Origin of the sequence: Streptomyces sp. NPDC056161 (assembly GCF_042268025.1) — a bacterium.
In the GTDB taxonomy this organism is placed as follows: Bacteria; Actinomycetota; Actinomycetes; order Streptomycetales; family Streptomycetaceae; genus Streptomyces.
Window position 1 is genome coordinate 1 of the sequence record NZ_JBHJUV010000046.1, and the last position, 15,294, is coordinate 15,294.

Genomic DNA, 15,294 nt, shown 5'->3' on the forward strand with positions numbered 1-15,294 from the left:
CCCCGCCCCGCGGCGGCCGCGCCCGCCGGCGCGGCGCCCCCCGCGGCCCGCGCGGCCCCCCGCGGACGGGCCGCGGCACCCGCCTGGCCTGCCGCGCCGCACCGCCCGGAATCCCGCGCCGCACCGCCCGGGGTGCGGGCCGGGGAGGTCCTGGCCCGCACCGGAAGCGCAGCCGCAGGCCCCCGCCCCGTCACCCCGCCCCGCCCCACCCCGTCCCGCCCCCAATACCGTCCCGAGCTATTTGAGCGCGAGGAGCAGCGTGTCCGAGGGCGAGCACCACACCGGGCGGGCCTCGGAGAAGCCCTTCTCGCGCAGTACGCGCGTGTGCCACGCGACCGGCGGCATGTCGCCCTCGGCGTGCTCGCCGTAGATCTCGTAACGGCGGGCCGTCGGTCCGGCCAGGACCGGGTCGTTCGCGGCCAGCTGCCACCACTCGGCCCAGTCGAGGGCGCCGGCGTTCTTGGCCTGATCCATGCGGGCGTGCCGCTGGGCGCGCTCGGCGGCATTGATCCGGGGCGTGGTGTCGTCGATCATGTGGTCCGCGTTCATGAAGACACCGCCGTCGCGCACGAGGTCCGCGACACGACCGTAGAGGGCCGCGAGGGGGTCGCTGTGCAGCCAGTGCAGGGCGGTGGCGGTCAGGACCGCGTCGTACGAGTCGTACGGCAGCAGCGAGGGCCACTGCGGGTCCTTGAGGTCGGCGGTGACGAGGCTGACCCGCTCGTCGCCCGCGAAGGTGCCCTCGGCGATGGCGAGCAGCGCCGGGTCGAGGTCGACACCGGTACTGACGGCCTGCGGGAAGCGCTTGAGCAGCCGGGCGGTGATGCTGCCGGTGCCGCAGGCGAGGTCGAGCACGCGCGGCGCGGTGCCGACGCAGCTCTCCACCATGTCGAGCATGATCGTGAAGCGTTCCTCGCGGTCGGGCATGTACCACTCCTGCTGCCGGTCCCAGCTCTCCTGCCAGGCCCGCCAGTCGGCACCCGTGGTGACCGCGTGCGCGTCCGTCATCGCAACCCCTCCACTGCGAAGGTCCGTAATACCCTGGAAGTGCGATCGGCTCTTACCGGATCGCATCCCCGACCATAGAGCGCCACCGTAAGGACTACAAGTGGAATTGGCCTATTACTCGGACTACGCCGTACGCCTCGTCAACAGCGAGGAGCCGCTCCGGGGCAAGGACTCGCTCACCACGGTCGAGGCCGTCCGCGGTCTGTTCGGCGTCAACCAGTCGGCGGCCCGTCGCGCGACCGACGCCGACGTCACCCGCTTCCGCTCGGTGCGGGCCCGGTTGCGTGCCGTCTTCGAGGCCGCCGATCAGGGCGACGAGACGCTGGCGGTCGACCTGCTGAACTCGCTGCTGCTGGAATTCCCGGTCAGCCCGCAGATCTCCGGGCACGACCACCGGGACGATGACGGCCGCCCGCTGTGGCACATGCACCTCGCCGACCACCCGTCGAACGCCACCGCGGGCTACGCGGCGACCGCCGCCATGGGCCTGGCCTTCCACCTGACCGAGTACGGCGTGGACCGTCTGGGCCTGTGCCAGGCCGCTCCCTGCCGCAACGCCTACCTGGACACCTCGACCAACCGCTCCCGGCGCTACTGTTCCGACCGCTGTGCCACACGCGCCAACGTGGCCGCCTACCGGGCCCGCAAACGCCTGGAGGCCGACCGGTCCGGGAGCACCGGCCTGACCGCGGACAGCACCCAGCCCACCAGCGCCAGCGGCGAACGCTGATCCGGCCTGCGCGGCCGCAGCCGCAGCCGGACCCGGCCGAGGACCAGCTCCTGGGGCACGACCCCGTAGTCGGTGCTGTCACCACCCGCGTACGTGTTGTCCCCCAGCACCCACCAGCCGCCCTCGCGGCGTTCCACGGCACGCTTGACCACGAGCAGATCCTGCTGGAAGGGATGCCGCAGGACCACGATGTCCCCTGGCCTGATCCGGGCGCCGTACTGCACCACGAGCCAGTCCCCGTGGTACAGCGTCGGCACCATGGACGGCCCCGACACCTCGGCCAGCCCGAAGGGCACGGCCCTCCCCAGCTCGATCTCCTGCGACAGCTCCGGCATCGCCGGCACCTCCCCGGTCCGTTCCTCCACCAGTCCCAGTCTGACCCTGGACTTTTGTCCTAAGCCCACGGGGGCACTCGCGAAATCCCGCTTCTCAGGGAGTAATGTCCCACCTGAGAAGACGATCACGAGGAAGGAATGCTCCATGCTTTCCCGCCTGTTTGCCCCCAAGGTCAAGGTCAGCGCGCACTGCGACCTGCCCTGCGGTGTGTACGACCCGGCCCAGGCCCGCATCGAGGCGGAGTCGGTGAAGGCCGTCCAGGAAAAGATGGCCGGCAACGACGACCCGCACTTCCAGACGCGTGCCACCGTCATCAAGGAGCAGCGCGCCGAGCTGGCGAAGCACCACGTCTCCGTGCTCTGGAGCGACTACTTCAAGCCGCCGCACTTCGAGAAGTACCCGGAGCTGCACCAGCTGGTCAACGACACCCTGAAGGCCCTCTCGGCCGCCAAGGCGTCCAAGGACCCGGCGACGGGCCAGAAGGCGCTGGACTACATCGCCCAGATCGACAAGATCTTCTGGGAGACGAAGAAGGCCTGATCTTCCCGAGTGCCTTCTGCCCTGCGCTCTCCTCGATCACAGGGTCTCCCCGCCGCACCCGGTCCCCCGGGGCGCCGACCACGGTGTCCTGCTGGGCCGGGTGCGGTTCTCTGTTTCCCGGGGCGGCCCGGCCCGGCCGCCTACGATCGGCGCATGAGCATCCGCTGGACCTATGCCTTCGTCGACCGGCCCGCCGACCGGGTCGGCGCGGCCCGTGACTTCTGGACGGCCGTCACCGGTACCGGGCTCTCGGAATTCCGCGGTGCCCGCGACGAGTTCGTGACCCTGCTGCCCTCCGACGGCGACGCCTGCGTGAAGGTGCAGGGTGTCGGGGCGGGGGCGGGCGGTGCGCATCTCGATTTCTCGGTGGAGGATGTCGGGGCGTTCGTGGCGTCCGCCCGGGACCTCGGTGCGGTCCCGGTCGCCGAGCACGCGGGGTGGTGCGTGCTGCGCTCACCGGCCGGGCTGTCGTTCTGTGCCGTGCCCTGGCACGGGGAGGCGGTCCGGCCCGCGGTGGTGGACGGCAGCCGACTGGACCAGGTGTGCCTGGACATCCCGCCGTCCGCCTACGACGCCGAGTGCGCCTTCTGGGCCGGGCTGACCGGCTGGGAGCCGCTGACCGGCTCGCTTCCCGAGTTCCGGGTGCTGCGCCCGCCGCCGGGGCTGCCCGTCCGGATTCTGCTCCAGCGGCTCCGGGACGAGCGGCCCGCCACCGCCCATCCCGACCTGGCCTGCGCGGACGTCGCCGCTGTCCTGGCGCGCCACGAGGTGCTCGGCGCCGCCGTCGTGGCCCACGGCCCGCGCTGGACGGTGCTGCGCGACCCGGCGGGCGGCCCGTACTGCCTGACCCGGCGGGATCCGGAGACGGGCGGTCCGGCGCCGGGGGTCAGCGATGAGACAGGCTCGCGTACGCGCAGACCATGATGTCCGGTCCACTGGGCAGGGCGGAGGGCAGGCTCGGTGGTGCGGCCGGCGGAGCCGACGGTACGGCGGTGGGCCTGCGCGGGCACCCGTCGTCGTCCCCGTCCGCCACGGGCGGCGGTGCGGGCGTGGTCCGGGTCCGCTCCCAGACGTAGGGCTCCCGGGGGCCGGTCCCGGCCTGGAGCCACAGTGTGAGTCCTCCCCCGCCGACCACGGCCAGCGCCCACAGCGCCATCGCGAAGCGCCATGCCCGGCGCCCCCCGGCGACGTCACCCCCAGGGCTCCACGTCCACCACCGCGTCGACCGGCACCGGCCCGTAGACGTGCGGGAACTCCTCGCCGTCCGGCTCCACCGCCTCCCACCGCACGGGTACGCCGAGGAGCGCCGGGTCCACGACCAGGACCACCAGGTCCTCGGGACAGTCGTACGAGCCGTACAGGAAGGCCGCCACGCGCGGGAGTTGGGCGCGCGAGGAGAAGTGGACGAAGCCCACCTCGCGCAGCGTGCGGCCACGGGTGGACATCTCATACGTGCCGCGCCCGCGGGCCGCGTCCCACAGGGCACGTTCCGTGATGTGGAGGATGTACGGGAGTTTCGGCATGGGGTCACGCTACGACCTCGGCCGCACCGCCCGTGCTCGCGGACGGTGCCGGCCCCGGCGGGGACAGGGTCAGTGCCGCTCAGTGCCGCTTCGCGCGGGTCTCCCGGGGCCCGCGGGGGGACCGTTCGGCGGCGGGGCCGGCGCAGGCCGCGCAGCGGGGGTTGCGGCACGGGCCGGGGCCCCAGACGGGAACCCAGGCGCCCAGGGTCTTGTGTCGCTTGACGACTGTTTCGACGGGCTGTCCGCAGACGGGACAGGCGTGTTCCTCGCTGTCCATGGCGACAGCGTAGGACGGGCCCGGGACCGGCGCCTGCTGTGGCGGTGCGGGTCGGGGGCCCGTCGGGCCGGGCGCGACGGGAGTCGACGGGTCCCGCGCACCGCGGAGTGCGCGGGACCGGCCGGGCCGGAGCCGTCGGGTACGTACGGGGTCAGGAGCCGCACGTCCTGGTGATGGCCCCGGGGCCCTTCCGCAGGCGGGCGGTGCGCTCAGCTGCTGCGCCGGGTGACGAACTCGGCCAGTGCGAGCAGGCCCCCGGCCGCCTCCGGATCGGGCACCGCGCGGACCAGTTCCTGCATCGCCCGTGACATCCGGTCGGCCGCCTGCACCTGGGCCCAGTCCCGGCCGCCCGCGCGCTCCACGGCCTGCGCCGTCCGCTCCAGGTCCTTCTCGTCGTACGGCCGTCCGTACAGCTCGGCCAGTTCGGCCGCCGCCGGTGTGCCGGAGGTCAGGGCCGCGACGACCGGCAGCGACTTCTTGCGGACGGCGAGGTCGGCACCGGCCGGTTTGCCGGTGCGCTCCGGGTCACCCCATATCCCGATGACGTCGTCGATCAGCTGGAAGGCGAGCCCGGCCTGGCGTCCGAACGCGTCCAGCGCCGCGACCGCTTCGTCGTCCGCGCCCGCGTAGAGCCCGCCGAGGGCACAGGCGCAGCCGATCAGCGCGCCGGTCTTGGCCTCGGCCATGACGAGCACGTCGTCGAGGCGGACCTCGTCGGGGGCGCGCTCCTCCATCGCCGTGTCCGCGTGCTGGCCCTCGCACAGCTCGACGACGCAGTCGGCGAGCCGGGCGGCGGCGGCCCGGGACGCGGGGTGCGGGTCCACGGCGAGCAGCCGCAGGGCCAGCGCCTGCAACGCGTCCCCGGCGAGGATCGCGTCAGGGACGCCGAACACGGTCCAGGCCGTGGGCCGGTGCCTGCGTGAGGTGTCCCGGTCCATCACGTCGTCGTGCAGCAGGGTGAAGTTGTGCACCAGCTCCACCGCGGCAGCGGCCCGCAGGGCCGCCGTCCGCGCCCCGGATCCGCCGAGTGCCGAGGCCGCGGTGAGGACGAGCGCGGGCCGGATCGCCTTGCCCGCGTTGCCCGCCGTCGGCGTGCCGTCCGCGTGCTCCCAGCCGAAGTGGTAGCGCGCGATCCGGCGCATGGCACCGGGCAGCGACTCGACGGCGGCCCGCAGTTCGGGGTCGACCTCCCCCCGGGCCCGGTCCAGGACGGCCGTGGCCTCGTGTCCGTCGGGCGGGGGCCCGCCCTCCCGGGCGGGCCGTGGCCGGTCCGCCGGCGCCGGCGGGTCACCGGCCAGGGGTGCCCCGGCAGGGCACTGCTTCGTCTCCGTCATGAACTCGGCCATGACTCCCCCTCGCGAAGTCCGCGGACGGTGGCGGTGCCACCCCGGCTGGGCTGGTATCCCGAGGGTGTACCCGCCCGGGTGGGCGGGAACACGGCCGCGAAGTGCGGAAACGTCACCTCCACCGGCCGATCTCGACGTTCTCCATGACGCCGAGCGCGTCCGGCACCAGGATCGCCGCCGAGTAGTAGGCCGTCACCAGGTAGTTGATGATGGCCTGCTCGTTGATGCCCATGAAGCGGACGGACAGGCTCGGCTCGATCTCGTCCGGGATACCGGACTGCCTCAGGCCGATGACTCCCTGGTCGTCCTCTCCGGTACGCATGGCGATGATCGAGGTCGTCCGCGCCTCGCTGATCGGGATCTTGTTGGACGGGTAGATCGGTACTCCGCGCCAGGTCGGGATGCGGTTGCCGCCGATGTCGACGGTCTCCGGGACGAGCCCTCGCTTGTTCAGCTCGCGGCCGAACGCGGAGATCGCGCGCGGGTGGGCGAGGAACAGTTTGGTGCCGCGCCGCCGGCTGAGCAGTTCGTCCATGTCGTCCGGGCCGGGAACGCCGTCGTGCGGCTGGATCCGCTGGTCGTACTCGCAGTTGTGCAGCAGGCCGAACTCGCGGTTGTTGACCAGCTCGTGCTCCTGGCGCTCCTTCAGCGCCTCCACGGTGAGCCGCAACTGCTGCTCGGTCTGGTTCATCGGCTGGTTGTACAGGTCGGCCACGCGCGTGTGGATGCGCAGCACGGTCTGGGCGATGCTCAGCTCGTACTCGCGGGGCTTCGCCTCGTAGTCGACGAAGGTGTGCGGGATGTCCGGCTCGCCGCTGTGGCCCGCCGCGAGGTCGACCGCCTTCTCGCCGTACTTGTTGGTGCGCTGGGCGGGGATCGCGCGCAGCTGCCGCAGGTGCTCGCGCAGGGAGTCCGAGCGCTCCGCGACCTGCTCGAAGTCCTGACGGGACAGGATCAGCACGGTGCACGTCGTGCCCGCGCGGGCCGTGTACTCCCAGATGGCGTCCGGGTCGAGCAGCGCCTGGTCGCCGAAGTAGGCACCGTCGGCGAGGACTCCGAGGACCGCGTCGTCGCCGTACGGGCCCGTCCCCAGCTTCTCCACCCTGCCGTGCGCCAGCAGGTACACCTCGTCGGTCTGGCTGCCGAACGAGGCGATCACCTCGCCGGGGGCGAAGTCACGCTGGCGGCAGCGCTGGGCCAGTTCGGAGAGGACGTCACCATCCTCGTACGCCCGCAGGGCCGGCAGTTCGCCCAGTTCGGCGGGGATCACCTCGACGCGGTCGCCGGTCTTCACAAAGGTGACGCGGCCGTCTCCGACCGCGTACGTCAGCCGACGGTTCACTCGGTACGTGCCACCCTGCACGTTCACCCAGGGAAGTGTCCGCAGCAGCCAGCGGGAGCTGATCTCCTGCATCTGGGGCGCGGACTTGGTGGTGGTGGCCAGGTTCCGCGCTGCCGCCGTGTCCAGAGACTGCTGCGGCCTGCCTTGATCCGTGCGGACCTCTTCGCCTACCGACATAGAGAATTGCCCTCCCAGTCTGCACCGGCACCGAACTGCGCCGGGCATCGGCCTTGCTCGCGATCAGCCTTCCAGCACGGAACGTTGCTGCACCATTACCCGAAAGAGCGGGAATGGATCATCGCATTAGTGGGCAGAAAGAGGGCTCTTTCACGCCGGGCGGCGCCCGGCGTGAAGGGTGTCCGGATCGGCTCGCACACCACCCGAACGAAGTAGCCAAGACGTCTGATTTCACTAAAACTTACCGTAATCGATCGGTCGCAACAAGTGACTGTAGGCCCGGTGCGAAGGAGGCGTCCATGGCCTCACCCATGTCCGCGACCCGTTTTCGGGACACCCTGAGGGCAGAGGGTGTCACGGTCGTCGAAGTCGGCGACTGGAAACATCACAATCGCAACCACAAGGGGCCGTGGGGGCCCGTCCACGGGGTGATGATCCACCACACGGTGACCCGGGGCAGCGACCTGACCGTGGAGATCTGCCGGGACGGCCACGCCGAACTGCCGGGCCCGCTGTGCCACGCCGTGATCACCAAGGACGGCCGGGTCCATCTCGTCGGCTACGGTCGCGCCAACCACGCGGGGCTCGGCGACGACGACGTGCTCCGCGCGGTGATCGCCGAGAAGTCGCCGCCGGCCGACAACGAGGCCAACACCGACGGCAACCGCCACTTCTACGGCTTCGAGTGCGAGAACCTCGGCGACGGGAAGGACCCGTGGCCCGCGGCCCAGCTGGCGGCGATCGAGAAGGTGTCCGCGGCGATCTGCCGCCACCACGGCTGGACGGAACGTTCGGTCATCGGTCATCTGGAGTGGCAGCCGGGCAAGGTGGACCCCCGCGGCTTCACCATGAGCTGGCTGCGAAAACGCGTCAAGGAACGCCTGAAGGACTGACCGCCCGGAACGCCTGAAGGACCGGCCGGCGGGGCCGCCCCGGATCCCGGCACCCGGCTCCCCGGTCCCGCCCCCGCCCCCGCCCGCCGCGTTCCACCATGTGCCTGCGCCTTCCGCCACGTGCCTGCGCGTTCCACCATGTGCCTGCGCGTTCCACCGCGTCCCTCCGGGGCTGGTGTCCGGCGCCCGGTGACAATGGTGTGATGGTCAGTCGTGTGCCTCTCGCCGTCCGTCTCCCGTCGCCCACCGAGGCCGTCGGTGACCACCGGTTCGCCCGGCACGGTGTCCGGCTGCTGCTCAAGCGCGACGACCTGATCCACCCGGAGCTGACCGGCAACAAATGGCGCAAGCTGGCACCGAATCTGCTCGCGGCGAAGGGGCGGACGATCGTCACCTTCGGCGGCGCCTACTCCAACCACCTGCGGGCCACGGCCGCCGCGGGCCGCCTGCTCGGTCTCCCCACGGTCGGCGTGGTCCGCGGCGACGAACTGGCCGACCGTCCCCTCAACCCCTCCCTGGCCCGGTGCGCGGCCGACGGCATGCGTCTGCACTTCGTCGACAGATCGACGTACCGCGGGAAGACCGACCCGCGGACCCTGGGCACCCTGCTGCACGCGACGGGCGCCGAGGACGCGTACGTCGTCCCCGAGGGCGGCAGCAACGCCGAGGCCGTGCGCGGCTGCCGGGCCCTGGGGGAGGAACTGCGCGGGCACGCCGACGTCGTCGCGGTCGCCTGCGGCACCGGCGGCACGCTGGCCGGGCTCGCCGCCGGACTCGCACCCGGACAGCGCGCCCTGGGCATACCGGTCCTCAGAGGCGGGTTCCTGCCCGCCGAGGTGCGCGCCCTCCAGGAGGATGCCTTCGGCGCCCGCCGCGGCTCCTGGTCGCTCGACGACCGGTTCCACTGCGGCGGGTACGCCCGCACCAGTCCCGAACTCGACTCCTTCGCCGAGGACTTCGAACAGCGCCACGGCCTGCCCGTGGAACGTCTCTATGTCGCCAAGTTGCTCTACGGACTCCTCGTCCTGACGGAAGAGGGCGCCTTCCCGCCCGGTACGACCGTCGCGGCCGTGGTCACGGGCCGGCCCTTCCCCGAACCGTAGGGACCCCACCGCGGCCGGGCCAGGACGGGGGCCGACCTGCCAACGGCCGCATACTGGCCGGTCACGCCTTCCGCGCGGCCCTTAGGAACGCTGCCGAGCCGCCCCGACGGTCCTCGGCGGCCGCGGGCTAGCCCCAAGGCCGTGAAGTTTGCGGCTGGGGCGTGGCGTCAAGGGCTTGTGGCCGCAAGGATTTCGATGCTGGTGGTGGCTTTGTAGCTGGTGCGGTCGATGCGGGGTCCTCGTGCCTGGTACTTGGAGATGGCGCGTTGGACGATGCGGGGGCTGACCCGTAGGCGCCGCTCGGGCAGCAGGCCGGCCAGGACGTGGCGGCCGATGGTGCCGGCCGGGTCGATGACGGTATCGGCGATGACGCCCGCGGCCAGGACGACCTGGTCGCGGGCGGCCTGCCAGGCGATGGAGAAGCCGACCCGGTCCGGGTCGGTGCCGGGTCGGGTGCTGGTGGCGTCGGCCATGGCTGTCCGCAGCAGCTGGTATACCACCAGCAGGGCGTATATCTCCTGGTCGATGCCCTCGGGAGTGCGGGCCCGCAGAACCCGGCCGCCGAGGATGGTCGACTTCAGTTCCAGGTAGGCAGTCTCGATCTCCCAGCGCTGGTGGTAGAGGGTGGCCAGCTCGGCTGCCGGGTGTCGGTGGTGGTCGAGCAGGGTGGTGGCCAGCCGGTAGAGGCCGGTGTGTTTCCCGGCAGCGGTGGTGATGGTGATCTCGCAGTCGATGACACGCACACGCAGAGAACCCAGTGCCGACAGGCAGGAACCGTCGGGGAAGCGGGCCAGGACTGGCATCCGGCGGCCGTTCTTGAGCCGGACCAGGACCTCGGCACCGGTGGCCGCGACGTCGGCCAGGAGCCTTTGAGCGCCGAAGTTGCGGTCGGCCGGCAGGATCATCCCGGGCCGCAGGCTGGGCAGAAGACGCGGGGCATAGGTGGTCTCGCCCGCGGTGGCCGGGCCGAATACCGCGTCGATGAGGGTGCGGTGCCGCAGGTGACCAGCGCGAGCAGACGGACCTGCGGATATCCGGTCCCACCGTGATTGCCCGCCTGCTTGGTGAACCTGCTCAGCACGGCGGGGGTGTCGGGGACCGTCAGGGTGGTGCCGTCGAGCGCGACCACCAGCAGGTCGCGTCAGCGGATCCCCGGCCCGTGCCGGGTTGCGGCCGGGCCCCGCAGCAGGTCGAACAGCCATCGCAGCGGTTTGCTGCCCACACGCCGGCGGGCCTGGGCCAGCGCGCTCGCCGTCGGCGCGACCACCGGCAGGCCGACCAGTGCCCCGGTGAGCTTGCGCCACACTCCGAGGTGTCCCGTCTCCGGGAACAGGCACGCGGCCAGGACCAGATACACCACGACCCGGGAGGGCAGATCCCGCAGCCGCGACTGCACGGCCCTGGTCGCGCTCAGCGCCTCGTCGACCATCTCGAAGGGAACAAGCTGGGTGAGTTCACCGAGATGACCGGGCGCAAACCGCCCTCCGGCCACCGTGACGACACGCGTGATGGCACACTGTCCGGACAGCGGAGCCTCCGGTCTTTGTGAACGGCTTGTCTTGGTCGACTGCCAGTTCTACCGGGGCTCCGCTCCCCACGTCCGGCGAAACCACCACCTACGACCCCCTGGACAACCCCGCCAGACCCATAACTTCACGGCCTTGGGACTAGCCCGCCTCCCGGTACGCCGCCGCCTCCTCCAGGTCCAGTCGGCGCAGCAGCGTGCGCAGCATCTCGTCGTCGATGTAGCGGCCGTCCCGCAGCCGTACGAACACATCGCGTTCGGCGCTGATCATCTCCCGGGAGAGCCGGCGGTAGGTGTCGTCGACGCTCTCCCCGGTCACCGGGTTCACCGCGCCGAGCCGTTCCCAGACGGCGTTGCGGCGGCGTTCCAGGACGGCGCGGAGGCGGTCGGCGAGCGGCGGCGGCAGGGCGTTGCGCTCGTCGGAGAGCAGTTCGCCGAGGCGGACCTCCGCGGCCCGGGACGCCTGCGCCTGGGCGTTGGCCTCGGCCAGGGTCTCGGTCTGCGGGTCCCGGCCGGGGAAGTCCAGCAGCCGGATCAGCGGAGGCAGCGACAGCCCCTGCACCACGAGCGTCCCGATGACCGTCGTGAAGGTCAGGAAGAGGATCAGGTTGCGCTGCGGGAAGGGGTGTCCGCCGTGCACGGTGAGCGGGATCGAGAAGGCGATGGCCAGCGACACCACGCCGCGCATCCCGGCCCACGCCGTGACCATCGCGCCCCGCCAGGTGGGGTTCTGCTCGCGCTCCCTGACCCGCGCGGACAGCAGCCGCGGCAGGAACGCCGCCGGATACACCCACACGAACCGGGTGGCGACCACCACCACGAAGAGGACGGCCGCGTACGCCGCGGCCGCGACGCCCTCGTGCTCCCCGAGCCCCCGCAGGACGACCGGCAGTTGCAGTCCGATCAGGGCGAAGACCGCCGACTCCAGTACGAAGGCGACCATCCGCCAGACCGCGTCCTCCTGGAGCCGGGTGGCGAAGTCGACCTCCCACGCGCGGTGTCCCAGATAGAGCGCGACGACCACGACCGCGAGCACCCCGGAGGCGTGCACCTGCTCGGCGACGCTGTAAGCGACGAACGGGATCAGCAGGGAGAGCGTGTTCTGGAGCAGGGGTTCCTTCAGATGGGTGCGCAGCCAGTGGAGCGGCGCCATCAGTACCAGCCCGATGCCGACGCCGCCGACGGCCGCGAGCAGGAACTCGCCGATCCCGCCGAGCCAGGTGGCGCCCTCGCCGACGGCCGCCGCGAGGGCCACCCGGTACGCGGTGATCGCGGTGGCGTCGTTCAGCAGGGACTCGCCCTGGAGGATCGTGGTGATCCGGGCGGGCAGTCCGACCCGGCGCGCGACCGCCGTCGCGGCGACCGCGTCCGGCGGCGCCACCACCGCGCCCAGCACCAGGGCGGCGGTCAGGGGTATCCCGGGCACGATCAGATAGACCGCCCAGCCGACGACGAAGGTCGCGAACAGCACGTACCCGACCGAGAGCAGCGCCACGGGCCGCAGCTGCGCCCGCAGGTCGAGGTACGAACTGTCGCTCGCCGAGGTGTACAGCAGCGGGGGCAGCAGGAGCGGAAGAACCACCTCGGGGTCGAGGGTGTAGCCGGGCACCCCCGGTACGTACGAGACCGCCAGGCCGACCGCGACCAGCAGCAGCGGTGCCGGCACCGCGGTGCGCCGGGCCGCCCCGGCCACCGCCGCACTGCCCGCCACCAGCAACAGCAGCGGCATCACGTCCATGTCCTCGCCCCGCCCTCGTTTTCCGCGCGGCCAACCGCACACCCGTCGTAATCTGGCAATCATGAAACAGTGCACGCACGCCGACGCGCTGCCGCACCCGGAGCCGAGACCCCAGAACGAGACCTGCCCGGAGTGTCTCGCACAGGGCACGCATCCGGTGCAACTGCGGCTCTGCCTGAGCTGTGGCCACGTCGGCTGCTGCGACTCGTCGCCGGGGAGACACGCGACGGGGCACCACGAGCGGTCCGGTCACCCGGTGATGCGGACCTTCGAGCCGGGCGAGGACTGGCGATGGTGCTTCGTCGACCACGTCCTCGTGTGACACTGCATGTCGACGACCAGTTCGGACGATTCGGCCGTCTGACGTCTGGGTACGTCAACCCGGCGCGCGCTCTTCCCATTTGGGCCCGCAGACCCCTAGACACGGAGCGTATTCACGGTTTTACTGTGAGTGACGCCAGGGGGTTGGGGTCGCGGGGACAGAACGTTCCGAGCGCGATAGCGTCACCGCTGAACCAGGAATCGCGTTATCCCGGGGGGCGACCCTCGGCCCTGTAAAGCTTGTACCACCTTGGAGGTGAGGGTGTCCCAGATCGCAGGCGAGCCCGCGACCCAGGACTTCGTGGAAGTCCGGCTGCCGGCTGCGGGTGCCTACCTGTCGGTGCTGCGGACGGCCACGGCCGGACTCGCCGCCCGCTTGGACTTCACCCTGGACGAGATCGAGGACTTGCGCATCGCGGTGGACGAGGCATGCGCGATCCTGCTCCAGCAGGCCGTGCCCGGCTCGGTGCTCAGCTGTGTCTTCCGCCTCGTCGACGACTCGCTGGAGGTCACGGTGTCGGCGCCGACCACGGACGGGCACGCGCCCTCGCGGGACACCTTCGCCTGGACCGTGCTGTCGGCCCTGGCGGGCAAGGTCTCGTCGGCCGTCGACGAGGACAAGACCGTGTCGATCAGCCTGTACAAACAGCGCGGCGCGGGACCCGGGCCGGCGTGAGGAACGGGGACGGGCCGATGCGGGACGAGGAGCGCGGCACACGGGAGCTGCCCGCCGCGGGCGAGGTCGCCCCGAGCGGATCTCGGCGCACGGCGGACGGCATCGACGGCATCCCCGAACAGGCCAGGCCGCATCCGGAGGACCACTCCGAGCAGGCCGACCGGGACGGTGCCATGCAGAGCGCGCCTTCGGCGGGACGAGCCGGGGTCGCATCCCCGGTCCGGGCGGAGGCCAGGGCTCGGGGAAAGACTACGGGCGGGACGATGAGCGAGCACGAGCGATACTCCGGGGACGACGCGCCGGGCGCCCAGGGCGTTTCCGGCACGCAGCACGATCCTCAGGACCGCAGCGGGGCGCGCGCCATGTTCGTCGAGCTGCGCGGGCTCAAGGACGGCAGTCCCGAGTACGCGGAGCTGCGCAACCGGCTGGTCCGGATGCACCTGCCGCTCGTCGAGCACCTCGCGCGCCGGTTCCGCAATCGCGGCGAGCCGCTCGACGACCTCACCCAGGTCGCGACCATCGGCCTGATCAAGTCCGTGGACCGGTTCGACCCGGAGCGCGGGGTGGAGTTCTCGACGTACGCAACGCCCACGGTCGTCGGCGAGATCAAGCGGCACTTCCGGGACAAGGGCTGGGCGGTGCGCGTCCCACGGCGGCTGCAGGAGCTGCGGCTCGCGCTCACCACGGCCACGGCGGAGCTGTCGCAGCAGCACGGCCGCTCCCCCACCGTGCACGAGCTGGCCGAGAAGCTGGCGATCTCGGAGGAGGAGGTCCTGGAGGGGCTGGAATCGGCCAACGCCTACTCCACGCTCTCCCTGGACGTCCCCGACACCGACGACGAGTCTCCCGCGGTGGCCGACACGCTCGGCGCGGAGGACGAGGCGCTGGAGGGGGTCGAGTACCGCGAGTCCCTCAAACCACTGCTCGAAGACCTGCCGCCGCGAGAGAAGCGCATCCTTCTCCTCCGGTTCTTCGGGAACATGACCCAGTCGCAGATCGCGCAGGAGGTCGGCATCTCGCAGATGCACGTCTCCCGTCTGCTGGCCCGGACGCTGGCCCAGCTCCGGGAGAAGCTGCTCGTGGAGGAGTAGCAGGCCCTCGGGCCCCTCGCCGACGGCGGGAGCCGGTCGTACGGTCGCGGCGGCGCCCCTCAGTGGAAACGGGCCCGAATCCGAAGGCGCAACCCGCCGGGGACTGGGCCCGCCCCTTGACCGGCCCGACTCGCGCGACGAGGCCGCCCACCGGTCGGTCCACCGGTCCCTCCACCAGCCCGGCACGCTCGCCCGCCCCGGCCCGCTAGGGCTCCTCCCGGCGGCCCGGGCCGCGGATCCCGAGGGCCTGTGTGGTCTCGGAGTTGATCAGCAGGACCAGTGCCGCCACCGCCACCACCGCGAGGACGATGCCCGCCGGGACGGCCGCGCTGTCGGCCTTGAGCAGGCTGTAGGCGATGGGCAGGGCCATGAGCTGGGTGATCACGGCGGGCCCCCGGCTCCAGCTGCGGCGCAGCAGCAGCCCGCGCGCCGCGAGCAGCGGCAGCAGCGCCAGCACGATCAGGGTGATGCCCAGCGTGACGGCCTGCTGCCGGTCGTCCGGGGAACCGGTGAGACCGAGGACGAACGTCCACACGCCGCCGACCACCAGCGCGGCCCCCTCCAGCGCGGCCAGCGCCGCCGCCCAGGTCAGCCGGCGCGGACGGGGGCCCGCGACGGCCGCGGGGTCCGGGGTGGGGTTCTGCTCACTGCTCACCCCAGCAGGGTAG

The 15,294-nt window shown here is 72.0% G+C and carries 19 protein-coding genes; 9 read left to right on the forward strand and 10 right to left on the reverse strand.

Annotated elements, in window-relative coordinates; all coding sequences use genetic code 11:
* Window positions 1–237: 237 nt before the first annotated feature.
* Window positions 238–1,008, reverse strand: coding sequence for a class I SAM-dependent methyltransferase (locus ACFC09_RS33415; RefSeq protein ID WP_376534469.1), 771 nt, complete (start codon window positions 1,006–1,008; stop codon window positions 238–240).
* Between the two features lie 100 nt (window positions 1,009–1,108).
* Here ACFC09_RS33415 and ACFC09_RS33420 point away from each other — a divergent pair, with 100 nt between their 5' ends.
* Window positions 1,109–1,738: a CGNR zinc finger domain-containing protein gene (locus ACFC09_RS33420; protein WP_376534471.1), complete on the forward strand. Its 630-nt coding sequence runs from the start codon at window positions 1,109–1,111 to the stop codon at window positions 1,736–1,738.
* On the opposite strand, the gene sodX is transcribed toward ACFC09_RS33420, so the two are convergent.
* Complete coding sequence (sodX, locus tag ACFC09_RS33425) at window positions 1,642–2,073, reverse strand: nickel-type superoxide dismutase maturation protease (RefSeq protein ID WP_376534605.1); 432 nt, start codon at window positions 2,071–2,073, stop codon at window positions 1,642–1,644. The genes ACFC09_RS33420 and sodX overlap by 97 nt on opposite strands.
* A gap of 145 nt (window positions 2,074–2,218) precedes the next feature.
* Between sodX and sodN the strand changes: the two genes are divergently transcribed.
* The 3 genes from sodN (at window position 2,219) to ACFC09_RS33440 (ending at window position 3,690) form a co-directional block, all read left to right on the forward strand.
* Window positions 2,219–2,614 carry a superoxide dismutase, Ni gene (gene sodN, locus ACFC09_RS33430; RefSeq protein WP_376534473.1) on the forward strand — a complete coding sequence of 132 codons (396 nt, stop codon included), beginning with the start codon at window positions 2,219–2,221 and terminating at the stop codon, window positions 2,612–2,614.
* A gap of 153 nt (window positions 2,615–2,767) precedes the next feature.
* A complete protein-coding gene (locus tag ACFC09_RS33435) occupies window positions 2,768–3,538 on the forward strand; it encodes a VOC family protein (protein ID WP_376534475.1) in 771 nt (256 codons plus the stop codon).
* Window positions 3,535–3,690 carry a hypothetical protein gene (locus ACFC09_RS33440; RefSeq protein ID WP_376534479.1) on the forward strand — a complete coding sequence of 52 codons (156 nt, stop codon included), beginning with the start codon at window positions 3,535–3,537 and terminating at the stop codon, window positions 3,688–3,690. Before ACFC09_RS33435 ends, ACFC09_RS33440 begins: the two co-directional genes overlap by 4 nt.
* Window positions 3,691–3,804: 114 nt before the next feature.
* Here the strand turns inward: ACFC09_RS33440 and ACFC09_RS33445 are convergent, their stop codons facing one another.
* From ACFC09_RS33445 to ACFC09_RS33460, 4 genes are all read right to left on the reverse strand, one after another.
* Entirely contained in the window at window positions 3,805–4,137 is a 333-nt protein-coding gene (locus ACFC09_RS33445; RefSeq protein WP_376534481.1) for a DUF952 domain-containing protein, read from the reverse strand.
* Window positions 4,138–4,216: 79 nt separating this feature from the next.
* A complete protein-coding gene (locus ACFC09_RS33450; RefSeq protein WP_376534483.1) occupies window positions 4,217–4,414 on the reverse strand; it encodes a hypothetical protein in 198 nt (65 codons plus the stop codon).
* 209 nt (window positions 4,415–4,623) lie between these two features.
* Window positions 4,624–5,760, reverse strand: a complete 1,137-nt coding sequence (locus ACFC09_RS33455; protein WP_376534485.1) for a family 2 encapsulin nanocompartment cargo protein polyprenyl transferase — start codon at window positions 5,758–5,760, stop codon at window positions 4,624–4,626.
* Between the two features lie 112 nt (window positions 5,761–5,872).
* On the reverse strand, window positions 5,873–7,279 hold the full coding sequence (locus ACFC09_RS33460) for a family 2B encapsulin nanocompartment shell protein (RefSeq protein ID WP_376534487.1): 1,407 nt from the start codon (window positions 7,277–7,279) through the stop codon (window positions 5,873–5,875).
* Between the two features lie 299 nt (window positions 7,280–7,578).
* Here ACFC09_RS33460 and ACFC09_RS33465 point away from each other — a divergent pair, with 299 nt between their 5' ends.
* Together ACFC09_RS33465 and ACFC09_RS33470 are read left to right on the forward strand one after the other, a co-directional pair.
* Window positions 7,579–8,172: an N-acetylmuramoyl-L-alanine amidase gene (locus ACFC09_RS33465; protein ID WP_376534490.1), complete on the forward strand. Its 594-nt coding sequence runs from the start codon at window positions 7,579–7,581 to the stop codon at window positions 8,170–8,172.
* 203 nt (window positions 8,173–8,375) lie between these two features.
* Window positions 8,376–9,275: a 1-aminocyclopropane-1-carboxylate deaminase/D-cysteine desulfhydrase gene (locus ACFC09_RS33470; RefSeq protein ID WP_376534492.1), complete on the forward strand. Its 900-nt coding sequence runs from the start codon at window positions 8,376–8,378 to the stop codon at window positions 9,273–9,275.
* A gap of 167 nt (window positions 9,276–9,442) precedes the next feature.
* On the opposite strand, the gene ACFC09_RS33475 is transcribed toward ACFC09_RS33470, so the two are convergent.
* The 3 genes from ACFC09_RS33475 to ACFC09_RS33485 form a co-directional block, all read right to left on the reverse strand.
* Entirely contained in the window at window positions 9,443–10,477 is a 1,035-nt protein-coding gene (locus ACFC09_RS33475) for a transposase (protein WP_376534494.1), read from the reverse strand.
* On the reverse strand, window positions 10,417–10,704 hold the full coding sequence (locus ACFC09_RS33480) for a transposase domain-containing protein (RefSeq protein WP_376534607.1): 288 nt from the start codon (window positions 10,702–10,704) through the stop codon (window positions 10,417–10,419). Before ACFC09_RS33480 ends, ACFC09_RS33475 begins: the two co-directional genes overlap by 61 nt.
* A 238-nt stretch (window positions 10,705–10,942) precedes the next feature.
* Complete coding sequence (locus ACFC09_RS33485; RefSeq protein ID WP_376534497.1) at window positions 10,943–12,538, reverse strand: Na+/H+ antiporter; 1,596 nt, start codon at window positions 12,536–12,538, stop codon at window positions 10,943–10,945.
* A 61-nt stretch (window positions 12,539–12,599) separates the two neighbouring features.
* Here ACFC09_RS33485 and ACFC09_RS33490 point away from each other — a divergent pair, with 61 nt between their 5' ends.
* From ACFC09_RS33490 to ACFC09_RS33500, 3 genes are all read left to right on the forward strand, one after another.
* A complete protein-coding gene (locus ACFC09_RS33490) occupies window positions 12,600–12,860 on the forward strand; it encodes a UBP-type zinc finger domain-containing protein (RefSeq protein ID WP_376534499.1) in 261 nt (86 codons plus the stop codon).
* A 261-nt stretch (window positions 12,861–13,121) separates the two neighbouring features.
* Window positions 13,122–13,535 carry an anti-sigma regulatory factor gene (locus ACFC09_RS33495; RefSeq protein ID WP_004925829.1) on the forward strand — a complete coding sequence of 138 codons (414 nt, stop codon included), beginning with the start codon at window positions 13,122–13,124 and terminating at the stop codon, window positions 13,533–13,535.
* Window positions 13,536–13,552: 17 nt separating this feature from the next.
* Complete coding sequence (locus ACFC09_RS33500) at window positions 13,553–14,626, forward strand: RNA polymerase sigma factor SigF (RefSeq protein WP_376534502.1); 1,074 nt, start codon at window positions 13,553–13,555, stop codon at window positions 14,624–14,626.
* Window positions 14,627–14,831: 205 nt separating this feature from the next.
* Here the strand turns inward: ACFC09_RS33500 and ACFC09_RS33505 are convergent, their stop codons facing one another.
* On the reverse strand, window positions 14,832–15,281 hold the full coding sequence (locus ACFC09_RS33505) for a hypothetical protein (RefSeq protein WP_376534504.1): 450 nt from the start codon (window positions 15,279–15,281) through the stop codon (window positions 14,832–14,834).
* Window positions 15,282–15,294 lie beyond the last annotated feature (13 nt).

Excerpts from the sequence above, each read along its gene's own strand:
- ACFC09_RS33470 (WP_376534492.1), top strand. The coding sequence starts at position 8,376 with ATGGTCAGTCGTGTGCCTCTCGCCGTCCGTCTCCCGTCGCCCACCGAG.
- ACFC09_RS33485 (WP_376534497.1), bottom strand. The coding sequence starts at position 12,538 with ATGGACGTGATGCCGCTGCTGTTGCTGGTGGCGGGCAGTGCGGCGGTG.
- ACFC09_RS33480 (WP_376534607.1), bottom strand. The coding sequence starts at position 10,704 with ATGGTCGACGAGGCGCTGAGCGCGACCAGGGCCGTGCAGTCGCGGCTG.
- ACFC09_RS33490 (WP_376534499.1), top strand. The coding sequence starts at position 12,600 with ATGAAACAGTGCACGCACGCCGACGCGCTGCCGCACCCGGAGCCGAGA.
- ACFC09_RS33440 (WP_376534479.1), top strand. The coding sequence starts at position 3,535 with ATGATGTCCGGTCCACTGGGCAGGGCGGAGGGCAGGCTCGGTGGTGCG.
- ACFC09_RS33455 (WP_376534485.1), bottom strand. The coding sequence starts at position 5,760 with ATGGCCGAGTTCATGACGGAGACGAAGCAGTGCCCTGCCGGGGCACCC.
- ACFC09_RS33415 (WP_376534469.1), bottom strand. The coding sequence starts at position 1,008 with ATGACGGACGCGCACGCGGTCACCACGGGTGCCGACTGGCGGGCCTGG.
- ACFC09_RS33435 (WP_376534475.1), top strand. The coding sequence starts at position 2,768 with ATGAGCATCCGCTGGACCTATGCCTTCGTCGACCGGCCCGCCGACCGG.
- ACFC09_RS33465 (WP_376534490.1), top strand. The coding sequence starts at position 7,579 with ATGGCCTCACCCATGTCCGCGACCCGTTTTCGGGACACCCTGAGGGCA.
- sodN (WP_376534473.1), top strand. The coding sequence starts at position 2,219 with ATGCTTTCCCGCCTGTTTGCCCCCAAGGTCAAGGTCAGCGCGCACTGC.
- ACFC09_RS33445 (WP_376534481.1), bottom strand. The coding sequence starts at position 4,137 with ATGCCGAAACTCCCGTACATCCTCCACATCACGGAACGTGCCCTGTGG.
- sodX (WP_376534605.1), bottom strand. The coding sequence starts at position 2,073 with ATGCCGGAGCTGTCGCAGGAGATCGAGCTGGGGAGGGCCGTGCCCTTC.
- ACFC09_RS33450 (WP_376534483.1), bottom strand. The coding sequence starts at position 4,414 with ATGGACAGCGAGGAACACGCCTGTCCCGTCTGCGGACAGCCCGTCGAA.
- ACFC09_RS33460 (WP_376534487.1), bottom strand. The coding sequence starts at position 7,279 with ATGTCGGTAGGCGAAGAGGTCCGCACGGATCAAGGCAGGCCGCAGCAG.
- ACFC09_RS33475 (WP_376534494.1), bottom strand. The coding sequence starts at position 10,477 with ATGGCTGTTCGACCTGCTGCGGGGCCCGGCCGCAACCCGGCACGGGCC.
- ACFC09_RS33500 (WP_376534502.1), top strand. The coding sequence starts at position 13,553 with ATGCGGGACGAGGAGCGCGGCACACGGGAGCTGCCCGCCGCGGGCGAG.